This is a genomic window from Paenibacillus sp. 2TAB26 (assembly GCF_052115145.1).
Lineage (GTDB): Bacteria > Bacillota > Bacilli > Paenibacillales > Paenibacillaceae > Pristimantibacillus.
Genome location: NZ_JBFRGC010000059.1, coordinates 1 through 12,505 on the forward strand (window position 1 = coordinate 1; position 12,505 = coordinate 12,505).

Consider the following 12,505-nt stretch of genomic DNA (forward strand, 5'->3'; position numbering starts at 1 on the left):
TAGCAAGACCGGCCTCCACCCCTTGGATAGGCGTAACGAAGGAATGAGAGGGCATAGACCCGTTAAGACATGGGAGTGAAAACCTCCAAGGGTGGCGTGGAGAATGCGTGCAGTAAATGGAAGTATATAGGACGGTGATATCCCTCCTCTATTCCCGTGCGTCTTCATGTTACCGAAGTCTAACAGGGTATTCCCTTCATGTCTTCCCCCCTTACTATCCGGGCGAAATCCTGCGAATAAGAAGAATTCGTGAGAAAATCATATCGTACCAAGGGAGCTTAATCGATTTTCTGATTATTTTTGAAAAAATGCAGAATTTCTTATCCCGTCTAAATCAATTAGGAAAAGTAATTTCTAATGTCTTATCTTTTTGCTCTTCCCCTTTAAGAATAATTGAAACGACGTCTTCTGTTATCCAAGTAAACTCGAAATTTTCGGCAATAAGAGTCTTGCCATCATTGTTAATTCTTTCTTCGATATAAGTTCGTAGATGTCCAATTTTTCCATAGTGTATTCGTATCGGTGCATTCGAAAAAAAAGCATTCTGTCCTCGAACCCTAATTTCAACTTGATTTTTTTTGTTAGGGGAGTTTTGAGTGAGAATTACTTTTTCTGCATAAACAATTTGGAAATATCCGTAGTACAAAATTGCAATAGGTATGGTAATGCTACAGAGGACTATAGCCAAAGCACGGTAGGTTCTTTTTCGTTCTTCTTTTCTATCCGCCATATAATGCACCATCCCACTATCACTAAGATTATGTTTTGCTTCGTATGCTGAAGAAGGAGTACACAAGCAAAACAACTCCGAAGAAGATTTCCTTCAAATAAGCTCTCTTAAAGCACGCTATCTCCTTACTTCAGCATTTGCTTCTCTTAGGAGGTTCCTAGGACATTATATTTCATTTACTTTTATCCAAAAAGTGTAACTTTCAGGTGTTCTATTTTCATGTTTTCAATTTGGTCAATTCCACGCTAAACTGCCCGTTAGCGTAATGAAAAAATGGAGCAGCTGCCGCAGCAAACTACTCCATGTTTGTTCAACTATCGTTTCCCGTTAGTTCAATCCCAATCTCTCCCAAAACGACGTGGATGGACACTATATTAGTCACTCGAATGATTTCTGCCTATGTTCTATATTCCCTTAAGTCCTCCCATCCACGTAACTATTACCATAATTATCGCAAAAATTACAGTGACATATCCGCTTATTTTAAATCGTTTTATCATTGCTTTTGTTGTTCTCTTTTGATTTTTGAAACTTGATGTTGTTGAAATCATAAACTCAGTATAAAGAATGTTTAGCAGACCAAAACCACCAAATACAATCAAAAAAATTATACTCATAATTATCCGATCTGACACTTATCTCCCTCCTAAATGATGATTCCATCCCCGAGCGAGAACCCATAAGCTTTGAACTAACGTTTCCCGTTAGCTTAAAAAATCATGCCGACTAAGCGTGAAAATCAAATGTAATATAACTCTGGGTATTTAGGATTCTTGATATCGTCACCAAATTGTTTTTCACTCATTACAAAGTTGCCAAAGTATCCTTCAATCATAAAGTCTAATCGTTCAGTAAAATGTGTTAATTTTTCTTTTGGCAAGTTAGATATTGAATATATATCTGTTTCAATAAAATGACAAAGTAATAGAACAATAATTCGTTTATGTATCCAGTGGACAATTTTAGTTAATTCCCTGTCCAATGACTTATTTAATGTCTGCTTATTAATTTCAATCTGCGCATTATAATAATTCCAAAAATATGCTTCATTGAAAGATGATTTTTCAACTAAAGCGTAGATAAATGTTCCCTCTTTAAGCTCATAGTTATCCATTAAAATTTGAATATCTTTATTCATATTATTCCGCCTTTACAGCAAATTAGGGAATTTTATTTAAAAGTCTTTTTATAAACTTTATAAAAATCCATACATGAATATTCGCGAAGTGATTGAACTATCCTTCCCGTTAGCTTAATGAATCGTCTTCCTCGAACCCCCTTCAATCTCTCTTAAATTATTCTTAATCGCTATATACCTTTGCGATCCTAATAATAATTCACTATATAAATACATGTATTGTAGGTGATACCTCATATCAAATTTATTTTTGTGATATTTCAATAAATGATCTACATAGTCCGTAAAGAAGAATAAAACATCCTTTGACTGTTTATTGAACTTAATGGTATTCAAATAATTTGATATTTCATTTAGTTTCTTTTGAGTATAGACTAAAATACTTTGAATATCTTCTTCTGGTAGCGATTCATAAGCTTCTGTTCTTGCTTGCCAATGATCTTCAAAGACTTCTTTATTTTCATGCAAAATGACATGTATTGGTTTGAGTAATTTTAATTGGTGTTTAAGTCGTCGAGTCTTGAATAGGTTTCTGATTTTTTGGAATATGAGAAATTCCTCCTGGATAGAGTTATAAGAGTCGCTGTACTCAGCATACTTCCTTCTAATTACGAAGACGAATTTTATTTTGTTTCGCATAACTGCCCGTTAGATTAATAAAACGAGCAGGCTACCGCAGTGCCTGCTCATCGTTGTGTGCTATTGCCTAACCTTCTCCGTTAGTTGAGCAGCGTGGTGATGTTGTTAAATATAACGAATAAAACTAATCAAGACTGCTACCGCACCCATTAACACTAAAATTGAAAATACAAAGTAGCCGAAGATCTTTAGAGGACGCGGCATTGAATTTAAATCTATTTTTTTCATTGGTCCTCCACCCTCAATACTTTGAATAGAGCGAAGGTTCTCATCTAAATAATTATAGTTACTGTGCAAATGTTCCTTTTCGGGCTGGGTTTCATGGATCTTGTTTGTGCTCATTCCAAGTCCCCTTTCAATTCGGTTTACATGGAATATTCTACCACATTTACGAAAATCATGTAACCCACCAAGCACCATGCTAACCTGCCCGTTCGTATTATGGTTCAACCAGATGGATCCTTATACCGTAACCTTTAGCAGATTGGTCACTTAATGAGCAATAAAAAATAGCCACCTGTAAGGGTGGCTCGCACTCAATAAGAGTGCAAAAGTATAGATAGGAGTGGAGAGTCCTGTCCTGAACCTGTAGGTTTTACTCTTAAAAGAATTATCGATTACATTGATTATTTCGGGTTTTGTATCGTCTTCTCCTGTGAAAAGTAGACCCTGTCTAGGTCGTCGTTTTGTAGTTTGAAGATACAACCTAGCACTCTTTAAAACGTATCGGCTATAAACTGTACTCCAATGTTAGAGTGTTTCTAACAATTATCGGCTTCCAACATCAAACAGAAAGATTTCACCGTGATTGTCGGCGCCGTGCTTTGGTGGACCAGCGGATTCAACGTATGCTCCAGCGTCTAGAGATTTATGCCAGCAGCTTTCAATTGTTCCATTTCAGTTACTTTGGTGCCAATAATACTTAACAATTTACACTAACCCGTCACAATATACCATCACTCGGACCAAAGGGCAGACAGTAATTTTATGGTGCAACAGCGTGCTTTAGGATTCGAAGGGCTTGATAGCCTTAAGTAGAAAATAAATCTGAAGTTTGTTTCCTTGAATAGTCTAATTCTGGCTCTTTTTATCGCCATTAGAAACAAAATTATTTTCGTTGTTTCAAGTCTATCAAGACCATTCTAGCTGCACTTTTTAAACCGTGAAATATAGTATCTTCACTTAGTATAAATTCAGATCCACTGTACTTATCGGCTATCTCACGAAGAGTCCACTTTTGAACCAAATAATGAACAAGCCATTTAAAGTGATCCAAATTTCTCTTTTCTTTCTCTTTCACATAGCCTCTATCTTTGAGAAAACTCTCCGCTCGCTCTCGATACAGTTGCTTATATTCGGCATATGCTTGATCCATTGATTGCTCAAAATTTTTCCAGGTTTCGTTTCGCGGATCCCAAGCAAGTCCACTAAATTGGGGTAATTCAAGAGGAATCCCTTCTTTAATCGCTTCCTCTTTCTTACTATCATAAATACAGAGCATTAATTCATAGTGAGTCTTCATTGTTTCAAACATAAAAACATCAACATTTTCATCTTTTTTAAAGAACGAAGTTAAACTATCTGGAGAAAATATGAACGGAAAAGTTTGTTCAAAGAATAGACTATGGAGATTCTCATCATTACCAATACTTCGACTGAGTTCTATCGTATCGGATTCGTCCTCTTGAAATACATTCTCCGCTAAAACAAGTTTTTCTTGATGGGGCCAACTCTTACTAAACCGCTCAGACTGACGAACTGCTTCCAGTGGAACGTTATATTGTTTAGCAATCGCTCTATATTCTTTCATTCTTCCTTTTCGATTTAAATCTTTGCAATCATCATAATAAAAAGAGAGAGACGTAAGCCCCAAAGAATGATAAAATTCGTGATTCCCTAATAGATTGAATTTACTAGCCCAATCCAAAATAGCTTCTTTAAGTGGAATATATTCTGGACAATAATCGTGATCCGATTTTTTTACAATTTCCCAGGATGATGGCCATAATCGCCTTTCTGAGTATTGCTTCACGTAACAAAGATCCGCTAGGACATATGTATCATGTAACTGTTGGAGATCTTCAGCCACTTCAGGAGTTATGGTCTCAACTAAATCCAAAAACATCGTAATAGCTGCATATCTGTCTTGATCAATAATAGTAGTGCTTTCATCAAGAATTCGATCTGGGTGATAATACAAACCTTTCATGTCAATTCGCTCCTAAATAAGATGTTATATGCTTATTAACTCCATCATATTCTAATATTGATAACCGTCCTATGAAATAGAAGCAAGTATTTGTATTTCAATTCTTCTAATTGTGATAGATGAAAATCATCCTCCTTTTGAATACAAATTAAGTAGAGCAAGCTACTGATTACCCCACTTCATTTCATTGCTTGAGTTACCTTCTACGCTTCCTATGAGAACAGACTCTCCTACCTTTCATGATGGCCACTTTCGCGGTCTTACCTAAACAATTTGAACAGTAAGGCTTACCATCAGCATTCAGCAGCGGCTCTCTATTTTGATTAATGCAGTTCGAACAGATATAAATTTCACTTTGATTTGCTCGATTTCCGTACTCCTTTTCCCGTTTGGTTYAGTTACTTTAAATAATGATTTGTCTATTAAGTTTTATGCCTATTTTACAAGTTTCATTATAGTTGGTGCCTGAGTAAAGTTCGCTAACTAAACGTTTACAATAAAGTTTGTACCTCCAATTTACAATGGGGTTAAAAAGGGAATCCCAAATCGTACTCACAACGCCTCCTAATGAGTTTTGTACCACTCATTCAATAAAACCCAAAATCTAGATTCTTTGTTGTTTATCTCAATTCGAACGAAGCAGGTACGACACCTAGCGTTTTAGAGTAATTACTAATGTTACACAGAATTAACGCGGTGACGCGAGAAAAAATATAGAAATAAGAAAGGCTGCCGAGACTTTGAACTGCACCCCGTCAAGTAGACATTACAAAAAATAAAAACTGTTAAACGGCATTAGTCCTAAACTCCATTGGACTGAGGCCGTTTAGTTTCGCCTGTAATCGTTCGTAATTGTAAAAGTGAATGTAGGCTTCATTGTCCCGTTCAAGCTCATCAAAAGTTCGGTATGTATGCAAATAATATTTTTCGCACTTCAGGGTTCCCCAGAAGGATTCTATGGGACTGTTATCAATGCATCTCCCTACGCGAGACATGCTATGGGTTAATTTTTTTCCAAATAACTTTTTGAACCGTTGAGAAGTGTATTGAAAGCCTCGGTCACTATGCAGCATCGGTCTACTCCTTGGTGCTGCCTTTATCGCCTTTTTGACGGTTTGAAACACGAGGCTGTTGTTGTTCGAGTGCCCGAATACATGGGATACAACGGTATTGTCATATAGGTCTAAGATGGCACTTAAATACGCCTTTTGACTTTGACCATACTTAAATTCCGTTATATCTGTTACCCATTTTTCATTCGGCTTTGTCGCAGCGAATTCGCGGTTTAACAAGTTCTCAGCCACGTGCTGAGGCGTTGATGTTGCATATCTCTTACGCTTTCTACGGCGGATCACTGACTGAATGCCTTGCAGCTGCATGAGGCGCTGGATGCGCTTGTGGTGAATCTGCTGCTCCGTTTCTTTGCATAAGTGAAGGGTTAATCGACGGTACCCGTAGATACCGCCTACTTTCTCATGCAGAGAGATCATCGCTTTTGTGAGTTTTTGGTTTTCTAGTTCACGTACGCTAGGCTTGTGGTTCAACCATTTGTAATAGCTGGATCGTGGAATCTCTGCAATTTCACACAGTATCTTAATGCTGAACTGCCCATCTTGCTGTACAGCTTGAATGGCAAGATAGATGTTTTCTTGACGTACTCGACTTAGCGTCGCCTTCTTTCGAGTTCCTCTAACTTTTTTAGGAATGCAATTTCTGCGCGTAGGCGTTCATTTTCAGCCTGCATCTTCTTCATGGTAAGCTTTTGGCGGTCTGTATCAGTTAACTCTTCTTCGGTCTTTTTACGTCCACGTCCATCCTGCAGCGCATCTTGTCCTCCGTCTTGGTATTTCTTCATCCACTGATATACCTGTTGGTAGGAAACCTGATGTTGCTCCGCAGTCTTCCCATAGTCATCGTTATTTGTTAGACAATACTGAACAATCTCTATCCGTTCTTTCCATGTCGTAGAACGTCCTTTCGTCAAAGCCTTTGCTACCCCTCTATAGGCTTTTAAGCTGCTATGACTATTATACTTCTTTACCCAGTTCGATAGCTGTGTTCTACTCGCAATCTTGTATTTATCAATGATATCGTATTGGGATATTTCCCCCTTAAGGTAATCCAACACCGCCTGCAGCTTAAGTTCTGCGGTATAGCTGCGGTTTAACGTCTGAATTTCTAACCCTCCCAAACCATAGACTTTATACCTCCGTTGCCATTTCGCCAATGTTGTTTTTGATAAGCCATATTTATACGCAGCGGCCATAGAGCCAAGTTCACCACTTTCGATCTCTCCGATTATGGTAAGTTTCTCTGATGCGGAATATTTAACTTTAGACATGAAAATGCTCCCCTCATAGCAACAGGTTTTTTATTATTTCACCTGTCTACTATTTGGGGAGCATATCACTTTCTCGACAGCCTGTATGTAATCAAAATTGAATACATTGTTTTTCTTTAAACTTTTTTCCATTACTTCTTAAATCTAGTATTGCACCAAACCAATAAAATGCAAAGAAAATGTAGCATTTAAAATGAATAGCTAGTATAAATTTTACTCCCCAATCCAACATTAACAGAATTTTTCACCCTCAACCAATGTGCAGAATTATTCTTCATCTCTTCTGTAATACTATTATCTTCTTCATGGAATTTATAATTATATTCCGGGTAGCAATTCTCAATAATAAAATTGAAAAATTTATACAAACAAAATAAACCATTGTTCTTGGCACGAGTATTTGTATGTTGAAAATGAATATGAGATATAGGATGAAAATCAGCTTTACTGCCCTCATAATTAGCATCATAGTCTATTCTAATTGGAGTACGAAAGGAAAAATCCGTATATTTAAAACTATCCATCTCTTCTATACTATCTAAGAATTCAAAAAGATGTAGTTCGCTAACATTTACTTCTTCAAGAAAGCCATCCGAAAAGGGACAGGGAAACCACACTAAATTATAAGATGATAATTTGGAATTAACATCAAATTCATAATGAAATCTGCCGATAGAGCAATCAGAGAATAAAAAATGATACGATCTTCTTTTAAACATAGCCAAGTATTGTGTACAACTATTAAAATATTTTGCACTCATCGGACTACGCTTATCACCTGTGGGAACTTGATTTTGATATGTGAAAATATTTTTGGTGTGTTTTTCTATTTTTTCTGGCTGTATATATTCCATTATTAAAGTATCTCGATACATATCTCTTATAGTATTGAACTGCTGGTACAGATAATCAATGGGCTCATTACTCATTTTCATTCCTCATCTTTTTTGTCTAAAAGATTTGCTAAATCTCTAAGCTGAGGAATTGAATCGATAGACACTAATCCCTTGCGAATCATTTCTATTAAATCACCTGTTGCTTTTTCTGCACTACTGATTTTCTTTTTGTCTTCTTGACTCGTGTCTCTGTTCAACAAGTTAATCGATTCAATTTCTTTTCTAGTAGGAATATTAATCTCTAAGCTGTAATCGCTTTGTACGCATTTTTCAATTTCATCTTTAATCTGGTCCATTCCAACACCTGTACCAGTTATTCTCACCCATGCCCGCGAACGTGTTATTGCAGTAAATAATGTATTACGTACACTTATAAGATCTACACTTCTAGCTCCATACTCAGCATCCACTAAATAAACCATAGGTCTTTCGTTACCTTTAGCCCTATAAATATGCGTACACGTAATACTCCCTTGTACTGTAAATGTATCTCTATCCACATTCTTTCCAGGCATTATACTGCTAATCCCAGCCATTTGTAGGTAAGAAGAAAAGTGGTCATAGTTTTTATATGAATTTAATGATTCCGGAAATATTACCAATATATCGTCTGGGTCTAATTCATCTTCCGTAATGTTCTTCTTGATCTGTTGTGCTACCCACATATACTCCTCAACTTTACTATTAAAAGCATTTGGCACAAATACAGCATCTTGTGGAGTAAGCAATCGATCAAAATATGCTGGAGTAGCCTTTGGTTGTCTTCTCAGTTTAACATAGTGATTAAACTCCAAATCACCGTCTATCTTTTCATAACCAATTTCTTTCCAGACATCTAAATCTTGAAAGAACTGAACGAGCGGTTGAAGTTCATCACGATAAACACCAAACCCCAAGGCATGCGCAATAGTCAAAGCCCATTTACTGTTTCTATAACAAATTGGTAAAATTATATCAGTTCTTGGTTTAGACAAATCATCACTATTACTAATGTCAACTAATGGTGTCTTATTTTCACCAACTCCAAACATTTCTTCTAATGAAGGCATGGAGCTTTTATTTAACGTTTGCAACTCATCATATGCATATACTATTTTTTTTTGTGGTGATTTAAATAACTTATATGTAAGCTGAAAAAAAGATGGTGGGAAATCTTGTGCTTCATCAATCAGAACGTAATCATATAAGGGGAGATTATCTATATTATTCAATTCTAAGCTTTTTAATATTTCGCCACAAATGCCGGAAAACGCATTTTGATCACCAAATACACTTACTGCTTGTTTATAGGTGTATATATCTGCTCCTATTTTTTCTGCCACTTTAGAATATAGTCCAGGTTCAGATAGAGTTCCCCAAGCATGTAGTACATGAACCTTATTAAAGTCAATGTGACCTTGACTATACTGTTGATAAAACTCCTTTATTAAACTTCTAAATTGTTGATACAAAGTTCGACTATAAAAGGTAACAACTATATCTGCATCTGGGTCCATAAAGTGCAGATATGCTGCTTTTAGTGCCAGAACTACTGTTTTACCCGAGCCAGCTAATCCCCTAATTCTCTGTGGCCTGTCAGGAATTTCATAGGCTGCAGTTCTTTGCCACATATCCATATTAGCAACCGCTAGTTCTATTTCTTTAATTTTAGCACCAAGTGAGCTTGCACTTTTTATTGATTTCCTTGGTTTTTTTGGCTTTGCTGATACAACTTTGTCTAATGCCTCATTTAGAGCCTCAAAATAATGTTCTTCGAATCCTTCTATCTCATTTTCATAATAGTCCAAAAAGTTTTGTTCAGATACATAGTCGTCGGCATAATCAGCTGGTATGGCGTCAATTGTAGGGACATAATTTATGACTTTAATTGAAACAGCCAACTCTCTTCTTTTTCTCAACCGAGAGTTTTTTTCTAACAATGATCTTAGAAGAACATACATTCTGTCTACGTTATTAATATCTTCTTCTGGAGTAGTCGATGAAAAGTTTATTGCTAGGACACCTTTTTCTTTCGTAACAATTAATGCATCTATTATAACTTTTGTATTATCAATTTCTGATAACGCAAAGCCATAATAAACTGTTCCATAATATTTTTCATTTAACCTTCCTATAAGATTTTGAAAAGAGCCGATGGCGGCTGCGTTTCTTTTCTCTCCATTTACAATATGAAGCATTTTGTCCCCTCCAAATTATACTCCGTATCAGTCATTTCAATTATAATTCACTCTTTATTAATTATATACATCTCATTAAACATTGATACACAAAACAATATGAAATGTGTTTACAAACATGCAACACTTCAATTATCGTCTCCGGCTCCGAGCGCTTGAGATTACCGCCCCGAGCGACAGGTGAAGAGGACTTGGCACCGTCGTCATCAACCCGTTGTTTTTCAGCCTATTGCTTCTATAGCCATCTATGTGATTTCCTTCTCACCTAGGCACAAGCGGAAATGAGCCATGAGTGAGGATATAGCGGCCGTTCCTGATAGTCCGTCAAGCCGAGGAAGAACTGAAGATACGGATTCCCAACGATCTTATCATTTTCGGACTGTCACATTCTTTACTAGATGATCAAAGCTCCGAGCGCCTTCCAAACCGAGATCTTCTTTGGGCAGCAGAACGATTTCATGAAGGATTTCACATACTGCTAATCCCCCCGTGCCTACGGGATCATTAAGCATGATCAAGCGATTGTCCGGATTCAGACTACTGCCAAAAGGCAAAAAAACTCGCTCGGAAGCAACAACTGGTTTTCTTCATGAGCGTAAGATGGGTACATGATCGTCATCCTCCATCTACACGGTTTTTCATCGTATTACAACTGTACTTTACATATGAATTCGACGAATAGTACCTCAAATCCTTGTAGTTACTGGATTTTTCAATCAACAAGCGCTAAGTAACTAATATAAAGCAACACAATTTTCACATCCTAGTCTCTTTATTTATAAAATAGACTCGTACTAAATATAAATAAAATCTTAATACTCGATAACCATTATTATACCCTTGCTCCGCAAGGGTTTTCATCATTTTAAGTATGGTGGAGCCTAGGGGGATCGAACCCCTGACCTCATCGCTGCCAGTGCGTATCCTAAGAATAATGTCTTCCGAGCTGATAGCACTCAATATAAAATTGCGATTATAATTTTAGTGTTTTCTCAAGCTCAAGTACATTTTTTTTAATACCATTCACTTTCATCTGTAAATAATTATTATTTCCTTTCCCGTTCATTTGATTCAAATCATCAAGATTGTATTTAATATTCAACAGAGCATCTGAAACACTGCTAAGAATATTGTAAATTAATTCATCTTTGTTTGACATTTTATCACCAACCTTTAGTCTTTTTTAGATTATTAATTATTCTTCGAGAGCAAATAAAAATACAATCAGCATCTACACTAGTAGGTCAGATGTTAGACACTAGCTGTCTACCTAACTGCAACCGCAAGCGTGGCGCCGAACCAGAAAGTACACCGCCCGCGAGCCTCCATCCACAATCTGCAGCAACTCAGTACGATGGACGCCTATTGGCTTCTTCGACGAATTTTCTATAACGGCGAACTAGCTTGCAGCGTCCTTAACCTACAATGAATGCAGATCTTTAATCTAAATTGAAAAATGAATCAATTTCGAATAACTATAATTCAACTTTTTCATAACGATAGAACATTTCATGCTCTCTGTTATATACATACCTAACTTTCTCAGTGTTTAACTCACCCTCTTCGCATAAAACATTTTGATTTGCGTCATAACTATACAAAATGATTAGCCCCTTATTCTTTAACTCTTCTTGTTCACTCGCTGAAGGAATGATCATTTTATAGAGTTGCTTTTTCTGATCTTTTAGAATCATATATCTTATTAGCATCTCAAAATAAAACATATACAAACAAAGTGGAATTAACATTACTGCAATTAATACCATTATTCCTTCAGAATAACTCAGGTTTTTAATATCCAATTGGTCTGTAAAATAGAAGAGCATACAACCCACGTAAATATAAAGACTAATTACACCATGTATAGGCACTATAATTGTAAATTAATACTCCTCTGCCTCAAGTCTATTGAATCAAACCACAACTTTTTAGTTATGGTTTGATTCAATAGACTTAAAAATTCTTTCCATTAGTCTGATTAATCAGCTTTCAAGTGAAATCGTCATTTTATTCAAAGTAGTCAATGTTGCTTAAAACTCCATATAGGATCTTCATTTGGTCTGAACAATCCTCCACTCATTTCAATTAATCGTTTAGTTCCTAACTTAGTTTGTATTTCGTTCAACCAAGAAAAATTATTGTCTAAAGCAGCAAACTCAGCATTTTGAATAAAACCTAAGTAAAACAAACAATTATTCTCGTTATTTATATAGCCTAATATTTTTTCGACATCATTAAGAAAAGGATTGTCTGAAGCTTGACTCTTATATTTAAACTCAAATATCGCTACTGGAGTCTCATCTAAATCATGCTCTTCAATTGCCACAACCGCTAAATCAACACGTTTATCTTTGTAATGATATTCTGAATATATT

At 36.1% G+C, this 12,505-nt stretch carries 13 protein-coding genes; all 13 read right to left on the reverse strand.

Annotated features, from left to right (window positions below; all coding sequences use genetic code 11):
• Positions 1 to 334: 334 nt before the first annotated feature.
• Complete coding sequence (locus AB4Z50_RS35450) at positions 335 to 730, reverse strand: hypothetical protein (RefSeq protein ID WP_441887137.1); 396 nt, start codon at positions 728 to 730, stop codon at positions 335 to 337.
• Between the two features lie 404 nt (positions 731 to 1,134).
• The gene (locus AB4Z50_RS35455; RefSeq protein ID WP_441887139.1) at positions 1,135 to 1,365 is read right to left on the reverse strand and encodes a hypothetical protein; all 231 of its coding nucleotides are present in this window, start codon (positions 1,363 to 1,365) and stop codon (positions 1,135 to 1,137) included.
• Between the two features lie 104 nt (positions 1,366 to 1,469).
• Positions 1,470 to 1,868: a hypothetical protein gene (locus AB4Z50_RS35460; RefSeq protein WP_441887141.1), complete on the reverse strand. Its 399-nt coding sequence runs from the start codon at positions 1,866 to 1,868 to the stop codon at positions 1,470 to 1,472.
• Positions 1,869 to 1,982: 114 nt separating this feature from the next.
• The gene (locus AB4Z50_RS35465; RefSeq protein ID WP_441887143.1) at positions 1,983 to 2,336 is read right to left on the reverse strand and encodes a hypothetical protein; all 354 of its coding nucleotides are present in this window, start codon (positions 2,334 to 2,336) and stop codon (positions 1,983 to 1,985) included.
• Positions 2,337 to 2,612: 276 nt separating this feature from the next.
• Positions 2,613 to 2,849 carry a hypothetical protein gene (locus AB4Z50_RS35470; protein WP_076271328.1) on the reverse strand — a complete coding sequence of 79 codons (237 nt, stop codon included), beginning with the start codon at positions 2,847 to 2,849 and terminating at the stop codon, positions 2,613 to 2,615.
• Between the two features lie 766 nt (positions 2,850 to 3,615).
• Positions 3,616 to 4,716: a hypothetical protein gene (locus tag AB4Z50_RS35475; RefSeq protein WP_441887145.1), complete on the reverse strand. Its 1,101-nt coding sequence runs from the start codon at positions 4,714 to 4,716 to the stop codon at positions 3,616 to 3,618.
• A 785-nt stretch (positions 4,717 to 5,501) separates the two neighbouring features.
• Positions 5,502 to 6,422: an IS3 family transposase gene (locus AB4Z50_RS35480; RefSeq protein ID WP_441887159.1), complete on the reverse strand. Its 921-nt coding sequence runs from the start codon at positions 6,420 to 6,422 to the stop codon at positions 5,502 to 5,504.
• Positions 6,380 to 7,057 (reverse strand): helix-turn-helix domain-containing protein, encoded by a 678-nt coding sequence (locus tag AB4Z50_RS35485; protein WP_441887147.1) that lies wholly within the window; start codon positions 7,055 to 7,057, stop codon positions 6,380 to 6,382. The genes AB4Z50_RS35480 and AB4Z50_RS35485 overlap by 43 nt, the downstream gene beginning before the upstream one ends.
• Positions 7,058 to 7,245: 188 nt before the next feature.
• Positions 7,246 to 7,986, reverse strand: a complete 741-nt coding sequence (locus AB4Z50_RS35490; protein WP_441887149.1) for a DUF2290 domain-containing protein — start codon at positions 7,984 to 7,986, stop codon at positions 7,246 to 7,248.
• Between the two features lie 2 nt (positions 7,987 to 7,988).
• Positions 7,989 to 10,130 carry a DEAD/DEAH box helicase gene (locus AB4Z50_RS35495; protein ID WP_441887151.1) on the reverse strand — a complete coding sequence of 714 codons (2,142 nt, stop codon included), beginning with the start codon at positions 10,128 to 10,130 and terminating at the stop codon, positions 7,989 to 7,991.
• A 973-nt stretch (positions 10,131 to 11,103) separates the two neighbouring features.
• Entirely contained in the window at positions 11,104 to 11,289 is a 186-nt protein-coding gene (locus tag AB4Z50_RS35500) for a hypothetical protein (RefSeq protein WP_441887153.1), read from the reverse strand.
• 316 nt (positions 11,290 to 11,605) lie between these two features.
• Positions 11,606 to 11,932: a hypothetical protein gene (locus tag AB4Z50_RS35505; protein ID WP_441887155.1), complete on the reverse strand. Its 327-nt coding sequence runs from the start codon at positions 11,930 to 11,932 to the stop codon at positions 11,606 to 11,608.
• Positions 11,933 to 12,150: 218 nt separating this feature from the next.
• A partial coding sequence (locus AB4Z50_RS35510) for a hypothetical protein (RefSeq protein ID WP_441887157.1) occupies positions 12,151 to 12,505 on the reverse strand: 355 nt, incomplete at its 5' end.